Annotated in this window: 18 protein-coding genes; 13 read left to right on the forward strand and 5 right to left on the reverse strand. The window is 50.9% G+C overall.

What is annotated here, in order from left to right; all coding sequences use genetic code 11:
• Window positions 1–41 precede the first annotated feature (41 nt).
• Genes MKY82_RS06525 through MKY82_RS06545 form a run of 5 tightly spaced genes read left to right on the forward strand, consistent with a single transcriptional unit; the run spans window position 42 to window position 4,962 of the window.
• Complete coding sequence (locus MKY82_RS06525; RefSeq protein ID WP_220687504.1) at window positions 42–908, forward strand: sugar phosphate isomerase/epimerase family protein; 867 nt, start codon at window positions 42–44, stop codon at window positions 906–908.
• Complete coding sequence (locus MKY82_RS06530) at window positions 905–1,915, forward strand: Gfo/Idh/MocA family oxidoreductase (protein ID WP_194541257.1); 1,011 nt, start codon at window positions 905–907, stop codon at window positions 1,913–1,915. The genes MKY82_RS06525 and MKY82_RS06530 overlap by 4 nt, the downstream gene beginning before the upstream one ends.
• 54 nt (window positions 1,916–1,969) lie before the next feature.
• Complete coding sequence (locus MKY82_RS06535) at window positions 1,970–2,998, forward strand: Gfo/Idh/MocA family oxidoreductase (protein WP_194541258.1); 1,029 nt, start codon at window positions 1,970–1,972, stop codon at window positions 2,996–2,998.
• Between the two features lie 16 nt (window positions 2,999–3,014).
• Window positions 3,015–3,806, forward strand: a complete 792-nt coding sequence (locus MKY82_RS06540; RefSeq protein ID WP_194541259.1) for a glucosamine-6-phosphate deaminase — start codon at window positions 3,015–3,017, stop codon at window positions 3,804–3,806.
• Window positions 3,799–4,962 (forward strand): amidohydrolase family protein, encoded by a 1,164-nt coding sequence (locus MKY82_RS06545; RefSeq protein WP_339295774.1) that lies wholly within the window; start codon window positions 3,799–3,801, stop codon window positions 4,960–4,962. Before MKY82_RS06540 ends, MKY82_RS06545 begins: the two co-directional genes overlap by 8 nt.
• Before the next feature lie 153 nt (window positions 4,963–5,115).
• Here the strand turns inward: MKY82_RS06545 and MKY82_RS06550 are convergent, their stop codons facing one another.
• Both MKY82_RS06550 and MKY82_RS06555 read right to left on the reverse strand, forming a co-directional pair.
• Complete coding sequence (locus MKY82_RS06550) at window positions 5,116–5,778, reverse strand: CatB-related O-acetyltransferase (RefSeq protein WP_220686321.1); 663 nt, start codon at window positions 5,776–5,778, stop codon at window positions 5,116–5,118.
• A 182-nt stretch (window positions 5,779–5,960) separates the two neighbouring features.
• Window positions 5,961–6,908, reverse strand: a complete 948-nt coding sequence (locus tag MKY82_RS06555; RefSeq protein ID WP_220686320.1) for a YafY family protein — start codon at window positions 6,906–6,908, stop codon at window positions 5,961–5,963.
• 112 nt (window positions 6,909–7,020) lie between these two features.
• Between MKY82_RS06555 and MKY82_RS06560 the strand changes: the two genes are divergently transcribed.
• Window positions 7,021–7,509 (forward strand): DinB family protein, encoded by a 489-nt coding sequence (locus MKY82_RS06560; protein ID WP_194541262.1) that lies wholly within the window; start codon window positions 7,021–7,023, stop codon window positions 7,507–7,509.
• A 37-nt stretch (window positions 7,510–7,546) separates the two neighbouring features.
• A complete protein-coding gene (locus MKY82_RS06565) occupies window positions 7,547–8,035 on the forward strand; it encodes a helix-hairpin-helix domain-containing protein (RefSeq protein WP_220686318.1) in 489 nt (162 codons plus the stop codon).
• A 349-nt stretch (window positions 8,036–8,384) separates the two neighbouring features.
• On the opposite strand, the gene MKY82_RS06570 is transcribed toward MKY82_RS06565, so the two are convergent.
• The 3 genes from MKY82_RS06570 to MKY82_RS06580 all read right to left on the reverse strand — a co-directional run bounded on the left by MKY82_RS06570 (window position 8,385) and on the right by MKY82_RS06580 (window position 10,737).
• Window positions 8,385–9,836 (reverse strand): erythromycin esterase family protein, encoded by a 1,452-nt coding sequence (locus MKY82_RS06570; protein WP_220686317.1) that lies wholly within the window; start codon window positions 9,834–9,836, stop codon window positions 8,385–8,387.
• A gap of 162 nt (window positions 9,837–9,998) precedes the next feature.
• Window positions 9,999–10,196 (reverse strand): helix-turn-helix transcriptional regulator, encoded by a 198-nt coding sequence (locus MKY82_RS06575; RefSeq protein WP_339295775.1) that lies wholly within the window; start codon window positions 10,194–10,196, stop codon window positions 9,999–10,001.
• Between the two features lie 25 nt (window positions 10,197–10,221).
• Window positions 10,222–10,737: a DUF6773 family protein gene (locus MKY82_RS06580; RefSeq protein WP_339296643.1), complete on the reverse strand. Its 516-nt coding sequence runs from the start codon at window positions 10,735–10,737 to the stop codon at window positions 10,222–10,224.
• Window positions 10,738–11,170: 433 nt separating this feature from the next.
• On the opposite strand from MKY82_RS06580, the gene MKY82_RS06585 reads away from it, so the two are divergent.
• The 6 genes from MKY82_RS06585 to MKY82_RS06610 all read left to right on the forward strand — a co-directional run bounded on the left by MKY82_RS06585 (window position 11,171) and on the right by MKY82_RS06610 (window position 20,011).
• Complete coding sequence (locus tag MKY82_RS06585; protein WP_339295776.1) at window positions 11,171–12,061, forward strand: putative RNA methyltransferase; 891 nt, start codon at window positions 11,171–11,173, stop codon at window positions 12,059–12,061.
• A gap of 111 nt (window positions 12,062–12,172) precedes the next feature.
• Window positions 12,173–12,604, forward strand: a complete 432-nt coding sequence (locus MKY82_RS06590) for a VOC family protein (RefSeq protein ID WP_220686315.1) — start codon at window positions 12,173–12,175, stop codon at window positions 12,602–12,604.
• A gap of 416 nt (window positions 12,605–13,020) precedes the next feature.
• Window positions 13,021–13,935 carry a hypothetical protein gene (locus MKY82_RS06595; protein WP_194541267.1) on the forward strand — a complete coding sequence of 305 codons (915 nt, stop codon included), beginning with the start codon at window positions 13,021–13,023 and terminating at the stop codon, window positions 13,933–13,935.
• Between the two features lie 221 nt (window positions 13,936–14,156).
• Entirely contained in the window at window positions 14,157–15,200 is a 1,044-nt protein-coding gene (locus MKY82_RS06600; RefSeq protein ID WP_194541268.1) for a LacI family DNA-binding transcriptional regulator, read from the forward strand.
• Window positions 15,201–15,624: 424 nt separating this feature from the next.
• On the forward strand, window positions 15,625–16,992 hold the full coding sequence (locus MKY82_RS06605; protein WP_339295777.1) for an extracellular solute-binding protein: 1,368 nt from the start codon (window positions 15,625–15,627) through the stop codon (window positions 16,990–16,992).
• Window positions 16,993–17,053: 61 nt separating this feature from the next.
• Window positions 17,054–20,011: an extracellular solute-binding protein gene (locus tag MKY82_RS06610; protein WP_339295778.1), complete on the forward strand. Its 2,958-nt coding sequence runs from the start codon at window positions 17,054–17,056 to the stop codon at window positions 20,009–20,011.
• Window positions 20,012–20,021: the final 10 nt, after the last annotated feature.

The following is a 20,021-nucleotide window of genomic DNA, read 5'->3' on the forward strand; positions in this document are numbered from 1 at the left end:
CGGAAGGGGCCATGTCTGTGATGGAAAGGATGAAAGAGAAGATGAAAATAGCGGCATTCAGCGGATCGTTAATCGATTACAGCATCCATGAAGCGATGTCGATCGCGGCCAGGCTCGGTTTTAACGGAATCGAAATTGCCTGCCGCGAGCCGCACTTAAGTCCGGAAGCTTCGCTGCCGCGGGTACGCGAAATGAAGGCTGTTGCGGAAGGCCATGGCTTGGAGATTCCTGCATTGGCTGGTTATATGGGACATTTCTCGACAAGCGGAGATGCGGAATGCGCTGAGGCTTACGATCAGTTTATGGGCCTGCTTGAACGCGCGGTCATGTTGGAGGCGGGGATGATACGGATCTTTCAAGGAGGGCCGAATGCCTTCCTGGCGGAGGATTATCATTATGACAAGGCGGCTTTCTGGATTCGGAAATGCGCGGAGGAAGCCCGCGCTGCGGGAAAACGGATCGTGCTGGAGATTCACAACCAGAGCCTGGTAGAGACGACAGATAGCGCTCTACGTCTGCTGGATTTGATCGGCGATGACCAGGTTGGTCTGATTCATGACGCAGGGAATATGTACATCACGGACACGGAATTTGGGGAAGAGTCGGTCCGGCAGCTCGGAAGCCGTTTGTTCCATGTGCACATCAAGGATGAACGGCGGATCGCGCAGGGGGGCGCACCGGGAACGTTCAAGAATTTGACCCGTCACGGGGAAGAGTTCTTCCTGCAGTGCCGCCTTGGTGAAGGAGAAGTGGATCACGACGGGCTGCTCAGAGGACTTCGGGAATACCGGTACGAGGGTTGGCTTACGCTGGAATGCGCAGCTCCCCATCCGCCGAAGGAACGGCTTGCTTATGATCTGTCGGTCATCAAGGAGTGGCTGCAGGCTGTGGAGGTGTCGATCGGATGACGGGGAACGCGCGGAAATTTGGAATTATCGGCTGCCAGCATGCCCACATCGGCATGTTCATCGAGGAGATGCTGGCACTGGGCTACGAATGCGCAGGCGTATACGAACCGGATAATAAGCCGCTAGCCCGTACTTTTGCCGACCGGTACGGTCTGGAACTGACAGGGGATCAGGAATCGCTGCTGAGCGACGAAGGCGTGAGCGTTATCGGCTGCGCGGCTATCAACCATGAGAAGCTGGATGTCATTGAGCTGTGCGAGCTGCACGGCAAGCCCGTCATGATCGACAAGCCTGCTGTGACGGATCGGGCGGGGCTTACCAGGCTGCGCGGCGTTCTGGAGCGGGGAAGAATCGAGGTAGGGATGATGCTGACCGAGCGCTTCCGCCCTTCGCTGCATACCATTCATCGGATGATCCGGGCGGGAGAGTTAGGGGACATCGTCCACATCTCGATGCGTAAGCCGCATCGGCTGAATCCGGAATCGAGGCCAGCCTGGCATTTTGACAAGTCCCAATCCGGAGGCATCATTAACGATCTCTTCGTGCACGATTTTGACCTGTTACGATGGCTGACGGGCCGGGAGGTGGAGGCTGCATCCGGTTATCTGGCGAAGCATATGCTGCCTGAATACCCGACCTTCTATGATGCAGCCGGCGTGCAGGTATTCATGGATGGCGGGATCACGGCACAGCTGTACGCCGACTGGCACACACCCGCTGGCAGCTGGACTTGGGGAGACGGCCGGATATTCATTACGGGGACGCACGGCATTGCGGAAATTCGGCTGGAAGGCGATCCCTTATTATCGAGTGATGAGGTTGCGCTTGTCATCACCGAACAGGAGCTGCGTTCTTTGCCTTTGGCACCGCCGCCCCTCTCCCTTGCTCAGGATTTCCTGAACCGGGTGGAGGGGGAAGAGGGGGTCATCACGCATGAAGATATTTACAAAGCCTCGGAGGCTACGGTGATGGCCGATGAGGGAGCACGGGTCCTGATCCGGGAATAGGGAATGTATACGGCTTTCATCGAAAACAGAGCGTATGGAGGAGGCGTAGGGAACATGACAAAGGAAAGGCTGCCCGTCCGATTCGGTATGATCGGCTGCGGGATTATTGCGGATATTCATGCGAAGGGCATCTTGAATACGGAGGAGGCTGAGCTTGCCGCCGTATTCGATACGAAACGGGAATCAGCCGCCAAGCTTACCGAAACGTACGGAGGAGATATCTGCAACACCTTGGAAGAACTGCTGGCACGCGAGGATGTGGAGGTCGTCTGTATCTGCACGCCAAGCGGCATGCATGCAGAACAGACGGCGATGGTTGCCCGGGCGGGCAAGCATGTGCTGGTGGAGAAACCGATGGCGATCCGGCTCGACGATGTCGAGCGCATGATTGAGGTATGTGCCGAGAACGACGTGCTTCTCGCAACGGTCTTTCCGAGGCGCATGTCCCCGCAGGCCGGGTACGCCCGGCAGGTCATTCAAGAAGGACGGCTTGGGAAGCTGAGTTTATGCTCGGCGTATGTCATGCTGTACCGTGATCAAGCCTATTATGACAGTGCGGGCTGGCGCGGGACCTGGGCCATGGATGGCGGCGGGGCGATGATGAATCAGGGAATCCATACGGTGGATATGCTGCAATGGCTCGTAGGCCCTGTTGCGTCCTTGACTGCAAAGGCCAAGGCCGTTCTGCGCAATATCGAAGTCGAAGATACCGTTATCGCTGCGCTTGAATTTGCGAGCGGGGCGCTCGGCGTGCTGGAGATCACGACGACGGCCTGCGACGGCAAAGGACAGCGGCTGGTCATCCATGGGGATAAGGGCGTGCTCGTCATTGAAGAGGATACAATCGTATCCCTTGAGATCGATGGCCAGCAGATTCAGCTGCCTGAGTTCGAGCCATTTAAAGTCATACCGGACGGTCATCGCCTGCAAATTCGAGATATGGCGCTTGCCGTTCGCGAAGGCCGACAGCCTGTTATCACCGGGAAGGACGGCAGGCATTCGCTGGAGATTATTCTCGGCACCTACGAGGCTTCCCGCCAGCGCAAGGAAATCGAACTGCAGACCGGAACACCGGTGTTGTAGGGATGGAGGTGACTTTATGATGTCTCAGCGCAGCGTAAAGCCTGTGCTTGAAAAAGTTCAGGATCAACTGAAGGTCCGCATTTATGACCAGCGCGAGGCGATGGGGAAGGCGGCCGCCGCCGATATTCGTGTTGCCATGCAGCGCCTGCTGGCCGAGAAAGAGCGCATTCGCATCGTCTTTGCAGCCGCCCCGTCCCAGAATGAGTGCCTGGCGGCGCTGGTGCAATCGGACGGATTGGACTGGAGCCGAGTCACGGCTTTTCATATGGACGAATACATCGGCCTTCCCAAGTCGGCCCCGCAGCGGTTCGGGAACTTTTTATCCCGGCGGCTGTTTGATCTCGTATCTCCAGGAGAGGTGCATCTGATCGACGGCATGAATGATCCTGAGGGGGAGTGCGACAGGTACAGCGGATTGATTACCGCTGCGCCGATCGATATGGTGGTCCTCGGCATTGGCGAGAACGGGCATATTGCTTTCAACGATCCGCCCGTTGCCGATTTTGCGGATCCGTTATGGGTAAAGCGGGTGAAGCTGGACGAGGATTGTCGCCGACAGCAGGTGAATGACGGCTGTTTCGCGAGCTTGGAGGAGGTTCCGAAATACGCGCTTACGCTTACCATTCCGGCCTTAATGTCGGCTGCCCATCTGTTCTGCGTCGTTCCCGGCGCAAGCAAGCGAGCGGCGGTACAAAGGACGCTGTACGGCGATATAAGCGAGGCCTGCCCTGCCAGCATTCTTCGGCAGCATTCGGATTGCACGCTGTACGTGGACCGGGAGTCGTACGGGGAAATCCGGAATGGATAGCCATGAACTTGTTCGTATGGGCCGTCATTACGCAACAGGGGAGCAAATAAGGCTAGAATGGGACTCTGGCGGCGGGATAGAACGGATACTTCCTCACGATGGTGAAGAGGAGACGTGGATCGCTCCCGGATTGATCGATCTTCAGATTAACGGCGGTTACGGACATGATTTCAATTCGCTGCCGCTCACAACGGATACGATCATTCAGGCAACCCGGCGCTTATGGGAGAAAGGCGTAACGCTGTACTACCCCACCGTCATTACCAACGGAGACGAAGAGATCGAGCAATTGCTGCGGGTTATCGACGCGGCTTGCCTGGAGGATGAAGCGGTCGGTTCAACCATAGGCGGGATTCATTTGGAGGGACCTTTCCTTTCTCCGGAGGAAGGCCCAAGGGGAGCGCATGATTCCCGGTATATCAAGGAGCCGGACTGGGCATTGTTTGCGAGATGGCAGGCGGCATCGGGGAACCGGATTCGGATCGTCACCCTATCGCCGGAGTGGCCCGATGCCCCGAGTTTTATCCGGTTGTGCGTCGAATCGGGAATCGTCGTATCGATCGGGCACACCGCTGCGACGCCTGCGCAAATTCGGGAAGCCGTGGAAGCAGGAGCCACGATGTCCACCCATCTGGGTAATGGCGCACATCTGACGCTGCCGCGGCATCCGAATTATATATGGGAGCAGCTTGCGCAAGATCAGCTGTGGGCAGGAATCATTGCGGACGGGAACCATCTGCCGGATTCGGTGATCAAGGTGATGCTCCGCGCCAAGTCGTCCAAAGCGCTGCTCGTCAGCGATGCCGTCTATTTAAGCGGGATGCCGCCAGGAGAATACGAGACCCATATCGGTGGAAATGTTGTCTTAACGCCTGAGGGTCGATTGCATCTCGCCCGCAAGCCCGAGCTGTTGGCAGGCTCGGCCATGATGCTTGCCGATGCGGTTTGGCGGCTGGCTCAGTCGGGGCAGTGCACGTTTCCTGAAGCTTGGGACATGGCTTCCATCCGGCCCGCCGAGGCGATGGGGCAAGCGGAACCCTATGGCCTGAAGAGAGGAGCACAGGCCGACTTCGTGCTTCTGGAGAAGCGCAAGGGGTGCCTCCGCATTGTGGAGACCGTCAAGGGAGGCCGTTCAGTTTACCAAGGGGATTGTTAGGTGTCCTTTTTAGGATATCTAATACGGGGTCCATAGGTTGTAATGAACAGCTGCAGATTTCTTCGCTTTTTCATTTTTATGTGAAAGACCACGTAAAAAATATCCCTTCTTGAATTCAAGAAGGGATATTTGCATCCGTTTTTTTCTAACGTTTTAAACGTATGGCTTTATTTCTTTTTGATAAAAGTCATATAATTGATTTACAGAAGAACTTGACAAGATCTGACCGGCTCGTTCAACTTTCTCGCGTTCCCAATCGAACCATCGCATTTCCTTTAACTTCTCAATTTCTCCATCCGTAAAGCGTTTCTTCATCTCTTTAGCAGGGTTGCCGCCTACGATCGTATAGGGTGGGACATCTTTTGCAACAACCGAACCAGCCGCCACAATGGCACCTTCGCCAATGGTCACACCTGGCATAATCATGGCATTCATTCCAATCCAGGCATCACTTTCGATGATGGTATCGCCTTTTGGTGCGTAAGAAGTTTCAATCTGATCGACAAACGGGTACACAGTTATCCATTCAGGATGATGATTGTGATTTCCACCCATTAGTATAATAACACCACTTGCTATACATACGTAATTGCCAATAATCAATTTATCTATATGCCAACCATGTTCTTCGATGGGATTAAACAACCTTCGGGATTTCTCATCCCCCCATAGGTATCTAACGCAACCATCTTCAAAATCATGATGATCGTAATAACCGGAATAGTAAGAGTATTCTCCTACTGTAATCATTGGGTTAGTGACAATATCCTTTAAATACTTAATTTCGGACCAGTGTTCGAACCGATGTTGTTTCATTCTTATACCTCGCTTCTAAGTAGAGTTGGTCATTACTTAGAAGCTTAATGCAGTAGCGACATTCTTAAACCTTATCAAGCGACGAACCATCGTTCTCATCCTTTTCCTCAGTATTGGTGAGATTGTAACAAAAGGTTGATCTTTTCGTCAAACGCATGCTTTACAAGCCATGTTGGGTACCTTTAATCGTATTTCGCCATAACCTTCTTCAGAATCCCCTTCATGCAATCCACCAGCTCCTGCGGCTCCTTCACCGTGGCTTCATTCCCTAAGCCGAGAAAAAATTTAGCAAAATACAAAATTTCGCTGACAGGAACGCTCTGATCGAGCCGTCCGCTTCCATCCGGTTGCATGTCAACATGGGGAACAGGACACAATTCGGATTCGCAGCGCTGAACGCCTTCCCGGCTCAGATCAACGACCATCCGGGTATAGACTGATTTCTCTGCCCCGTATTCCCTCCAATTGCCCAGATGGATATGGCGGTGATCCCGCGGCTCGATTCCGGTTGTATCATATACCACGGTCTGCATGCGGTCACAACGGAACAGACGGAAATCCTCCCGCAGAAAACAATAAGCGGGACAATACCAGAAGCCGTTGCTTGCATAGATGCCCACCGGCTGAAGGCTCCGCTCCGTATAGCCTTCTTTGGTCTCGTATTCCACCGTAACGACTCGCTGATCAACAGCGGCATCCAGCAGAACGCCGAGAGATTCGGCCTTCTGCCGTCTGGTATGCGTCAGAAAATCCACACGGTTCTTCATCTGGTCAATCCGGTCACGAACATCACCCGGCATGTAATAATAAAATTTTTGAAGCGCGGTAGAGGACTCGGCTTCAAAGGGAAGAAATAGATAGTGACGCAGGGCGTGGCTGGCAAAAAACATCGCAACGGCTTCTTCCTCGCTGAAGGCGATCGGGGGGAGAATCCGTTCTTTGAGCACCTGGTATCCGCCGTGCGGTCCTACCTCGGAATAGAGGGGAACGCCCAGCTCGCTCAGCTCCTGCAGGTCCCGCAAGATCGTGCGAGAGGACACGTCGAATTGATCGGCCAATTCCCTTACCGTGAATTTCCGCATCCGGTTCACGGTCATCATCAGCTCCATGAGACGTTTGGATTTGGACATAAGATCAGCTCCATATCTGTTTGATGACTATGACAATAGTTGTCACCATTATACGCTATACTGGCTGTAGAACCCAGAGACCCCTTATAACTAAAAAATGGAGTGATGAAACGTGAATCAATTGCATGAAATGAAGCAGCTGTTGTTCGAGGAACTGGAGCTTATCGTTAGGACCAGTTCGAATCTGATCGGCAAAATTTCACCGGAGCATTGGGATTACAGGCCTGCCCATAATATGAGATCGCTTCAGGAGCTCGTGCATCATCTGGTGTCAGTGCCTGCAACGGATCTGTTAATTTTGCAAGAGAAGAGCGAAGCGGAGATCCGGGAGCTGGAAGCTAGCATCGTCGCTGACGGCGTGGACAAGGACAAGCTGATCTCCTGTATGACGAAGGGACTTGCGGATGTGAAGTCTTACATGGGCGGACTGACAGATGAAGAATTTATGCAGAAGAAAACGAAACCCTTCTACTTGGAGCATGGTTCAACCCAAGCCAAGTGGCTGATTGAAATCGTCACGCATGCCCAGCATCATCGGGCGCAAATGTTCAATTATCTGAAAGCCCAGGGCTATGAAGTGAGTATGTTCGATTTATATTAAACGTCAGGAGTGCTGATTAAGAACAGGAGGGAGAAGGATGCCGCGACAAATACCGGGAAAATCGCCGAAGCTGCCGTTAACCGGCAAAGAGCGAGCAAAGCTGCGGTCAAACAAAATGAAGCTCAGCGATATTGCGCATATGGATATCGAGTTATTGTCCGGCGTGCTAGGTGTTTCGGATAGCCGCGCCCAATATATCCGGGGAATGGCGCAGTTTCAGACGGTTCCTTCGATCGGACCGAAAGTGGCTGAACGCGTAGTCCAGTTGGGGTATTACGCATTGGAAGATATCAAGGATGAAGACGCTGCCGCTTTAACGGACCGGATGGAAGCGAGCAGCGGTTTCTGGATGGATCCTTGCGTGGAGGATGCGTTTCGCTGCATCGTATATCATGCCAATCATCCGGGGAGCGGGAAGAGCTGGCATGACTTTACCGAAGTGCGTAAGCAATTCAGGGAGCAGCACGGATATCCTCCAACCCGTCCAACATTATCGTGGTACGACAACAAAGATGGACAACCATAGGATCCATAACTTGACCAACATACAGCTCGATGAAGAAACGCCTGATGCGACATGTCATGCTGCAATCCGGTAGCGGACATCGGTCCATTGCCGTTCCGCTCGGGACAGGAAGGAGAGCAACCGGAAGACGGAAGGACGCTCCGGTGACGGGCAGCATGAGGTGAAGCTCAAAACCCCCTCGGGGAATATCTCGATAAAATAACATGCTAGAAAATAAGAAAAAGAAGCATCCCCGTACTGGTCCGCTCCAGAGTTCACAGTTTATGTGCTCTAAGAAGCAGACGATCAGGGGATGCTTGGCATGTTAACCTATTAAACTCTTATATGATTAAGAAAAAATGATAGCACCTTATTCTTCGGCAGGCACTGAAGCCTTGGATGAAGCGGAAGATCTCATATATTGAGGCGGGTTCACATCATCGATCAGCAGAATACCGTCGTATTGGTCACGGGCGATTAAGCTCTCTGGAATCATGCCCCAGCTATAGGCAAAACGCGGCTCGAACATCCAGGAATTACCTGTCTCACGCTTTTGGTACCGCAGATCAACGAAGGTATACGGCGAGCCTGCGGCCGACAGGATCGATTCGATGGATCCCGGCTCTGCCGGCAGAACGTCATGCACATTCCCCATGTTATCTGCGGTTTGTCCGCTGGCTGGATACAGGCCAAGCACGTAACTGTATTTTTTCATTTCATCCGAGAGTTTTTCTCCCATTAAAGTCACCGGATATGGCGAACCCATCACTTCCGTTTGGGCTTTGCGGATGTGGTCGTTATGTCCCCAAACGATGAATTTCTCCGTCGGGTATACTTCGGTTGCCAGCCACATGAGATTGTCATGCATCGCCTGATCCCGCCATTCCATCGATTCCATGAACGGTTCATAATCCCCGCTTTCCATGCCGAGGGTTGACTTGATGGAGAGCTCCACATATTCCTGAGCTACCCGAATCCGGTCGTTCAAGCTTCTTTCAAGCAGCATGGACAGTTTGGGGTTATCTGGATATAGCCGCTTCAGATGAGACTCGTTTGCCTCCGTCTTTAAGGATTTTAGGGCATCTTTGTATACTTGAATCAGCTGATTTTTCTCTTTGCGGTATGCGGCAAGATCCGTACCAAGAGCGTAGTCTGACAATTTCTTCTCAGCTTCCGTTAGACGCTTAGCCATGGCCTGATCCTGCAGCCATTGCCCATCCAACAGCGGATGCTGCAGCTGCATGTCAAAACCGGTCAGCACGAGCGGCTGCTTGCTCTTTTGTGCTGTTTGTATGTATTCGAACAACGGCAATATCTCCTTGGACCACCAGACGCCAAAGATGGAATCTTTCATCGTTTGTTCCGCGCTCTGCTGTCCGGCCCGGCCGTAAGCCAAGGAGCTATTGCCAAGACCACTTTCAAAGGCCAGAACGTTGTACCCCATCTCCTGATGCAGGAATTGAATTAAACGGGTCTTAGCCAGATTGAACTCGCCAACCCCGTGGGAGCTTTCCCCCAGAAACACGAAACGTTTATCTTGCAGCAATGGTTTTAGCATAGCCAGATCCTTATATTGGTTTGGACCGCCCGCCGTCTCGGCGGGTTGAATCGTATCCAGTCGGTACGCGTGGTCTTTGGCCCAGTCCTCCCACTCGGCAATCTTTTCATCCGAAGTTCGGGCTGTTTTAACTTCTGTAACCTGGCCTTGGATGGAATCGGCGGTAGCAGCATATGCATCTCCGTGAGGGATTAGGGAAGTTCCTACGATAGAAGCGGTGAGCAGAAACACGGTGAATGCTTTTCTAGCGTTATGTAGTGGCACAGAGGATCACTCCTTATAAGATGTCGTATGATTTTTAAATTGTATGAACGGACGTGTAAAGATGCCCGCCACTAAGTGCTTTCTGCCTTGAATGTGGGAATCACCTCCTTAACATAGCCGAGATTACGGCTCGTTGGTTCAACGCCGCCATGAGCTGGCCGCTTAATCCTCTTCCCAGAACAGATCGTTCAAAGTACGCGATAATGCCTTGCATATGGCCACGCACAGGCTGAGGGACGGATTATATTTCCCCAGCTCGATCAGGCCGATGGTCTGCCTGGAGACACCGACGATCTGGGCCAGTTCTTCCTGCGATAAATCCTTCTCGATGCGGGCCATCTTCAATTTGATGTTTTTCATCCGTCAGTCCCCCTGATATCCCTTTCTATGAGTCGAATGGATCGTTCTGTGACATTTTCTGGCTTACCTTGTTGGCGCCGTAGTGGATCAACCAATTCCCTCCGACAAAGAGCGGGATGTAGATGATCAGTGAGACCAAGAAAACGCTGAAGAAATATTTGAGCTCGGTCGCACTGTTGTCATTGCCAAACAGGATCGCGCTGCGGATACCGAAAAAAAGAGCAAGTGCAACACCGATAATGAGCCCCCATATCGCCGTACGCATGCTGAACGAAATTTTGCTCCGCTGGTCATGGACCTCCACTTCATCCGAGTAAATCCCCAGCGCCACGCTGCGTATCCCAAAATATAAGCTTCCTCCCAGTATGATCAGCATTTCCAGCCAGAGGGACTCCGTTCGCGGGAGTGCAAAAGATTTGATGATAACGGAAATGCTGCATATGATCATGATCAAGGTATACACCTCTTTATATAACTTGTTCTTTAGATTGACGATACGCTCATCTTCAGCCGTGCTCTTCTTAAACCAATTCAAGCTCATCATTCCTTCCTTTGGTTAGAGATAGGTTTTGAGATTTTCCGGATACATGCATTGTAATAGTATTTACGTCTTTTTGCAATATATATATGTCATTTTGAATTTAATATTTGTCTTTTTAAGTGAGCAGGTGGATAGAGCTTCAAGCACTCATCATAGTCCATAGGGGGAGCTAATTCTTGATATTTTTTGCTGAACCGGATGCTTGCGCCGGAGGTTTACATTCTGTGCTCGCGTGTTAAAATTGGAATAGGGCATCTCTCTTGCCCGAATTGATGTCAGGAGCGTGTTTTTTCGTGATCCATTTCATTCGTTTACGTTAATGTGAGGTACAGATCAAAGTAGGCTCGGCCCATTTTTTTTGACAACTGCGGCCGGAGTTTATTTTTCTGTGCCTTTTTCATTGCGATCAATCGAATGAAAGGGTGATTTTGCTGTGTCCAACAATGAAAAATTGATAAAAAAAGCACGAAAATTTTCGATACACGAGAAGATGTTTCAATGCCCGATTTGCGGCGGTGCCATGAAGGTAGAACGGATGGCCAGCCTGGAATGCGAGAACGGGCACTGCTATGATATATCCAGACAGGGATACGTAAACCTGTTGAACCATTCATCCAAAACCAAATACGATAAAGCCTTGTTTGAGGCTCGAAGAACGATCAGCGGCAGCGGCTTTTTCGGCCCCATAGTAGAAGCGGTAACGACTCGCCTGATCCAGGAACTGAAGTCCCAGGAATCCGTGAAGCCCGTAAGACTGCTTGATGCAGGCTGCGGGGAGGGCTCCCATCTATCCGCCATTTTACGTAAGCTTCGGGAGCAGCGAATGGTGCCGGACGTTCTCGGTGTGGGTATGGATATTGCCAAAGAGGGAGTTGTAACGGCTGCCAAGACATTTCCGGACCCTATGTGGTGCGTGGCCGACCTGTCTCAGAGCCCGTTTGCCGACCAACAGTTTGATTACATTTTGAATATTCTGTCCCCGGCTAATTATTCGGAGTTCAGGCGGCTGCTAATGAGTGACGGAATGTTGGTGAAGGTAATTCCGGGGAGCATGTATTTGCAGGAGCTTCGCGCTTTGCTTTATACAGGTACAGGTAAAGAGACGTATTCCAATGACGGCACGATGGAGCTGTTCATCCGTCACTTTGGACGGATCGAATTCGAAGAGCTTCGGTATCGCGTCATTCTGGATTCCGAGCAGCTGAAGCAACTGATTCACATGACGCCGTTATCCTGGGGCATTTCAGATGAGCTTATTGAACGGATACCGGATGGAGAGATGGAGGTAACCGCCGACTTCACACTTCTGTATGGATGGATATGAGGTAAGTATGTTCCCGTCTTAGAGTTGCGTCATATTTTGCTAAAGTGATCCTGTTGGGAGATAATAGGAGTTATCTACTTCAATATGAAAATAAAAGGTGGTTAACGATCCATGACACTTCGATTGAATCCGTATCTCATTATGGATGGGAATGCTAAGGAAGCTATTCAATTCTATGAAAAAGCGTTGGATGCCCAGGTCGTTATGGTTCAGACCTTCGGCGAAATGCCGGCGAACCCTGATTTTCCGCTGCCGGAGAGCGCGAGGGATCGCGTTTCCCACGCTTTGCTGAAGGTAGGAGAGACGGATCTGATGTTTTCGGATACATTTCCCGGTCAACCGGTTGAATCCAGCAATCAGGTTCAGATCTGCATCATGACCGATGCACCCGAACACGCGAAGCGGTTCTACGAAGCACTGCTTGAAGGTGGTCAGGTGGTTATGCCGCTGCAAGAGACGTTCTGGAGCCCGGCCTACGGGATCGTTGCGGACAAATACGGCGTATACTGGAATATTTCAACCGAAGTTGAAGCGCAGAAGTAGATTCTACTCCTGCAGTTATAATAAAAGGGCCCTGACGATTTGCCGTCAGGGCCCTTATTCGGTTCAAAAGGCATAATCTACGACTCGAATTGTATAAGCGTATTTTTCGACCGGTCAAGCGTCTGAAAGCGCTTCGGGTCGAAGATGGGCTGTTATAACTAGCTAACTTGATACTTAGTGACTACAGGACTAAGGAAGTGTATATATCCCCCACTTTGAAAAATGGAATCGCGAAAAAAAGGCATGTTTTTCGCGAAGGTGCTAGGGAATGAAGTACGATGTACCATGAAATAATCGAGCTCGGAGCAAGCAGGTTATAGTCTAAAAGTTAGGGGTTCGGAATTCCTATTGGAAGACAACATGCCATTAGGTAAAATATCCCTTATTGACTATCTATAAAAGAGGGGCGAAATTCGATGAGATTGGTGCGAAAATCGGTATTGACCATCTGCAGCCTTTTGCTTGCAGTCTCGGTCCTATTTCCGCAAACAACGGTTCACGCAGCGGATCAGAAATGGATGAATCAAGTATGGAGCGAGTATAAATCCTATAACAAGAAGACGGTAGATGCGTATAACAATTACCAGAAACAAGTAGACAAGAAATATAAGGTGTTTTATGATGCAAGCCATGCGTCCCTGGATCAGCTGGAGAAAAAAGTGCTGGAGGATCAAAAGCAGTGGGACGAGAAGCTTCAAGCAGATCTGGATCAGCTGAAGCTGAAGTATGAAGGGAACCGTGATTTAAAGGATAAGCTGACACAATATGAACGGTTGATCAATCCAAGCTATTTAAACAGTCCGATGTGGAAGTATGCAAAAGCCGCAGACCGGGATTATTTGAACAGCACCCTCTGGAAGCTAAGCAAAGAAATGAACGAGGGTTATTTGAACAGCTTGATGTGGACATACAAGAAGACGATCACCCCGAGCTATTTGAACAGTTCCGCATGGAAATTCAGCAAAATGGTCAGTGAAAGCTATTTAAACAGCCCGATGTGGAAGCTTCGTAACGGATCGAGTACGTCGTATCTGAACAGTCCGATGTGGAAGTACAAACAGGGGAAAATCAGCAAGGCAACAGCTAAGAGCCAATACAGCAAGCTGTTTAAGGAACAGACAACCGCGATCTCCAAGGGCAATGCCGCAAGAAAATCCGAAATAACGAAAATGGCAAGCGTTACGCAGAAGAAGATAGGTGAGCTATACAAGGAAACGGTAATCACACTTGAGACACGCCGCGAGGAGGCATTGAAGAGCATCTCCGACCTCCGGACAGAAATCACCGGGGAAGGCTTGCAGTGGGAAGCGCTGCTCGTGGAGAAACCATAATATATCGTAATATTATCTCTTACAAGAGAGGAGCTGTCCTGCTGGTCTGAACATGACCAGAGGACAGCTTTTGTTTTTGTAAAAATGAAAACAAGAAAATGCAGGATATTCTTTGACTTTGACTGCTTTTTCAAATAATATTATGTCTGTAACCTAACAAAAACTAACATAAATAACACGGGAAATGTACGACAAATTCGCACTTAAGTAGGTAGATAACGATGAAAACGAAAGTGACGATTCAGGAAATTGCCGATTTCACGGGCGTATCTAAATTCGCGGTATCCCGTGCTTTGTCGGGAAAGTCGGGCGTCAGCCCGCAGACCAGGGACATGATTTTGAAGGCAGCGGGGCAACTGGGGTACTTTAAGGATCAGCCGAACCAAGCCGCGGGGAAAAACCAGCAGCTTCAAGATCCGGAGAACAGGAAATGGGCGGGGGCGGTGCTTGTTCTATTCCCGAATGTCCGTTATCAAAATCGGGAATCCCTCTATTGGGGACCGGTGTTTGACGGCATATCTACTCGCCTGAATCAGAAGGGGCTGGACATTCTCACGCTGACGGAGCCATCGAATGACCATATGTTCACTCTGCTAAATCCCCAGGGCATTCTCGGGATTGTGACGGTGGGCTCGGTATCCACCCAAAATTTAATGGATATCAAGAAGCTGAACATTCCCGTGGTCATGGTGGACCACATGGACCCGGCTTTTCAATCGGACACGGTATTCACCGACAATATGCACAGCATGAAACAAATCATGACCAAGCTGATCAGCAGAGGGTATAAAAAGTATCAGTTCATCGGCAATATCGAAGATGCCCAGAGCTTTTACGAGCGCTGGATCGGCTTCTCGTCCGCGCTGGCCGATTACAAAATCGAACATCGTCAGCTGCCATCCCTGATCAGCCCGGAGATTGAGAATATACACGCAGCGTTAGAAAAGGTCCTTGCCGGAAGCGAACTTCCGGAAGTGTTTGTTTGCGCCAACGATATCACCGCCATGTTCGCAATGGAGGCGCTCAGGAAACAGGGCATCGACGTACCGGGCCGCGTACAGGTGACTGGATTTGATAATATGTACGATAACCTGCCGATTATGGCAACCGTCAACATCGATAAGGAACTGCTTGGGATGCGTGCCGTCGATCAATTGCTGTGGCGGATATTGAACCCGGATTCCAATTACGAGCGGCTTTTAATTCAAGCGGACGTCATTGTTAGGGATTTGAATAACGCAACACGCGATACGGATGAAATGTAAGCTGCATTGTCATATTCTCACGTTAGCCCCGGTGTCTCCATGACATTGGGGTTTTTTTATATATTCATAACAGAAAAATAACGAATATTATGGTCGTATAAAGGTCAACTTCGCTGCATTCATTGAAATATATCATTGATATATAAGGGAATGTATCGAAAAAAGCCGAGTTGTGCAGAAATAATTTGTAATCGCTGTCACTAAATATTTATGTTATTTTTAATAATTAATTAGGTTTATTGTTATTATTATCATAAAATATATTGACGAGATTACAATCGAAGTGATATATTTTTTGGCAAACAGGGATAACGGATTGGGGGCGAGGATAGCAGCAGGGAAAACTGTGAATCAATCCATTCAATATCATCTTGGGGGGTACATGCAGATTTTAAGGCGTTTAACAAATAGGGAGGTTTTTAGCGTGAGAAAAATGAAAGGGCTTTCTTTATTGCTTGTCTGTTTATTATTTTTGATTACGGCCTGCAGTGGGGGAGGCGCTAAACAAGCGGAGACACCGCCTGCGACTCCGGCTCCTAGCACGGACAAGGCAGCTGAGACTCCAAAAGAAGAACCCGCTGAACCTGAAGCAGAACCTGTAGATCTAGGCGGCCGCGTGATTAAGGTTGCTTCTTGGTGGGACCTGAAGCCGGCAGGCACAACAGCCGGAGAGAAAGCCCGCCTGGAGAAGATTGCCGAAATCGAGAAGAAATACAATTGCACAATCGAGTTTGTTAACGTTCCCTTTGAGGAGTACATGAATAAATTTACGACAAGCGTGCTGGCAGGCGAGCCGTTTGCCGATATCGTGCAGCTGGAGTACAAATCGGCACTGCCGGCTATTATGAAAGGGCAGATCCTGCCGATCAGCGAGTTTACGACGGATCAGAACAATATCAATAACGAAGCCGATCTGCAGGCGAAATATCCTGCCATTGGCGGAGGAGAATACGGCTTCGATAATCCGACCTCCATCGGACTTGGACTTCATTACAATCGCGATTTGTTTAAGAAGAACGGCCTCCCGGATCTTCAGGAGCTGTATGCCAAGGGAGAATGGAACTGGGATAAACTCATGGAGATTGCCAAGCAGGCAACCAAGGATACGAATAACGACGGGAAAACCGACGTATGGGGCTTCTCCGGTTGGGCAATTGATGCCGTTAAACATTTCACCGCCGCTAACGGGGGCAAAATCGTTGATGATTCCAATGGCAAAGAAGGTTTGTCCGATCCGAAAACATTGGAAGCTGCCGAATTTGTGAACCGCCTCTACAACGTGGAGAAAGTGGTTAAAGTCAAGAGCGGCAACAAAACGAACTGGGAAGAAACAAACACCTTTAAAGACGGTGATGTAGCCATGTTTACGGCAGCGGAATGGATGCTCGGCGACATTACGTTCGAGGTCGGGGTGGTTCCGATTCCTAGCGGTCCGCAAGGCTCGCCGGAAACAACGTATGCCAATACCGCCGCATCCGCGAAGTTCATTCCAAAGGGCGTGAAAGATCCGGCCATCGTCTATCAAATTTATGAAGAGACGTTCGATATACCGCCAACAGAGGAATATCCGGGTCAGGATTACCTGGAGAGCATCTATACCAATCAGGAAGACATCGACATGATTCGCGAGCATATTGCCGGAACCGGTGTCATCACGGTCGACGAAGCTTACACGGATTACCCTACTGGGGCTTTCATTGAGGATATTATCGTGAACAATCAATCGGTAACCGCTACGGCCGAGAAATATAAACAACAGGCGCAGGCTGCTGTCGATAAAATGGGCAAATAAGATGGACGGGGGCGTTAAAGCTTAAAGTCGCGCCCCCTTCTCCTGAACAGGGGGATGAACATTGACACTTCATGTGCAGCTAAAAAAATGGATGAATCGACTATTGATTCTTTTGGCGGTCATGGCCGCTTTGATTCTGTTTTTTAATAGAGGGGGAAGTGAACCCGGATCCGGCATCAAGGCGGAAGACAGCCGGACAGAGCTTTCATTGGAACGTCCCGCATCGCTGGTCAAACTCAGCACGCAGCAGGGAAAAAGCATTTCGTATGCCCAGTATTTGTCGGATCATGACGGAAAGAGTCGACCTGATCGTGTAATCACGATTCCTGCGGCGGAATACAGTCGTGCCGACGGCGGGGAATTCCGCAGACTGGAAGCCTATGAGGGTCATCCTGGAACCTCGCTTTTTACGGGGGAGAAGGGGGAGGTGGAATGGAAGGTTCATGTAGAGGAAGAGGGAATGTACAATCTGTCTCTGCTCTATTATCCAGTGGAAGGAAAGAGCTCCTCTATTGAGCGCTCCATCCGCATCGACGGGAAGCTTCCCTTCCAAGAGGCTGGCTATTTGCAATTCGATCGGATCTGGGATAACGCCAAGGACGGCATCGATCAGGATAACCAGGGCAATGACCTGAGACCGAAGCAAATCGAACGTCCGGTCTGGGTCGAGGCAGTGCTGAAGGATGCGGACGGATATATCACGGAGCCGTTTCTTTTTTACTTTGAAAAAGGAGAGCATACCGTGTCTCTTACAGCAGCAAGGGAGCCGATGGTGATCGGGGAGCTGAAGCTTTTCAAGCAGGAGCGCCCGCTGACGTACGCCGAGCTGCATCAACAGTATGAGGCTGAAGGTGCTCGAATAACCGAAGGAACTTTACTTACGATTCAGGGTGAAGACGCAGTCGCCAAATCATCACCGACCTTGTATCCGCTAAGCGAGCGTTCGAGTCCGAGCGTCAGTCCCTACAGCGCCTCAAAGATCCGAATCAATACCATTGGCGGTTTGAACTGGCGGCTTCCCGGGCAGTGGATCGAATGGGAGCTGGATGTACCCGAGAGCGGGCTCTACAAGATTGCATTTAAATCGCAGCAAAATTTTGTGCGGGGCATGTACACGACGAGAAGGCTGACGATCGACGGGAAGGTTCCGTTTGAAGAAATGAACCACGTTCCGTTCCAATTTAAGAACGGATATCGCATGGACGTGCTTGGAGGCGATGAACCCTATCTGTTCCGGTTGGAGCAAGGTAAGCATGTGTTACGCCTCGAGGCGAGTCTTGGTGAATTCGCTCCGCTCATTCAAGAGGTGGAGGACAGTCTGCTGAACCTGAATGCCATGTACCGCAAAATTTTGATGATCACTGGCACGAGTCCGGATGAATTCCGCGATTACCGCGTGGAGCAGCGGATACCGGAGCTGCTGGAAATCTTCCGATTCGAAAGCGACAGACTGAAAGTCATCGCGGCCAGATTGGTTGAACTGTCGGGACAATCCGGCGATCAGGAGGCGCTGCTAAAGACCATGGCGCTTCAGCTGGATGAGATGATCGCGAAGCCGGATACGATTCCGCGCAGGCTGGAGGCTTACAAGACGAATACCGGCGGACTTGGAACATGGCTGCAGCAGGCTAGGGAGCAGCCGCTCGAGATCGATGCCCTCTATGTTGCCTCGGCCGATGTCAAGCTGCCCAAGAGCGGGATGGGTGCCGGTGATAAGGTGAAGCATGAGGTGTCGACGTTCTTCAGCTCCTTCTTCATCGATTACAACAATATCGGTAATGTCGCGGATGCGAAGAATCAACGTTCGATCACGGTATGGATCGGCAGCGGTCGCGATCAGGCCAATACCATCAAGGCGATGATTGACGAGACCTTTACGCCGGAGACCGGCATTAACGTCAATCTGAAGCTGGTCAACATGGGGACGCTGCTCCCCGCAACTTTGTCGGGACAGGGACCTGAGGTCGCGATGCAGATCGGTAATGATCTGCCGGTGAACTTTGCCATGCGGAACGCGGCAGCAGACCTGACGCATTTCCATGATTTCGATTCGGTAGCGGACCGATTCAGGGACAGCGCCTTGGTGCCTTACCGATACCTGGACGGCGTGTATGCGCTGCCCGAGACGCAAACCTTCAATATGATGTTCTACCGGAAGGATGTGCTGGAGGAGCTTGGACTTGAAGTTCCGAAGACCTGGGACGATGTAGCCAGCCTGCTTGCCGTATTGAACAAAAATCATATGCAATTCGGTCTTCCCGTTGTGGCGCAGGCACCGGATCAGTGGACTACACTGCCGCCGAATTCCTTGTATGCGGCGCTCCTGATGCAATCCGGCGGGCAATTCTACCGCAACAACAATCAGGAATCGGATCTGGATTCCAAGATAGGGCTGGAAGCCTTTAAACAATGGACGGAATACTACACGGATTACAAGCTGGAGCGGGAGTATGATTTTGCGAACCGGTTCCGTACAGGACAAATGCCGATCGGCATTTCCGACTACACCACCTATAACCAGCTGTCGGTGTTCGCGCCGGAAATTCGTGGCGTATGGGGCTTTGCGCCCGTTCCGGGAACCGTTCAGGCGGACGGCACGATTGATCGCACCGTTCCAAGCGGTGGCAGTGCCGTGCTGATGCTGGATGATGCCAAGGATAAGGACGCGGCCTGGGAGTTCCTGAAATGGTGGACCAGCGATGCAACGCAGACCAACTTCGGCCGCGAGATGGAAGGCCTGATGGGCGCAGCGGCACGCTATCCGACCGCGAATATTAAGGCGCTTGACAGTCTGCCGTGGCCCGTTGCCGATTATGAGAATTTGAAATCGCAATTTGAATGGGTGCAGGGAATTCCGGAGGTGCCAGGCGGCTATTCGACGGGCAGGCATCTGTTTAATGCCTTCTACCGAGCGGTGATCAGCGGCATCGAGCCGCGGGAGGCCTTGATGGATTCCGTGCAGTATATTCACGACGAAATCCGGACCAAGCAAGAAGAATTCGGCGAGCCGCAGGGATAGGGGGAATCCA

The sequence above is a fragment of the Paenibacillus sp. FSL W7-1279 genome (genome assembly GCF_037969845.1).
Taxonomy (GTDB): Bacteria; Bacillota; Bacilli; order Paenibacillales; family Paenibacillaceae; genus Paenibacillus_AQ.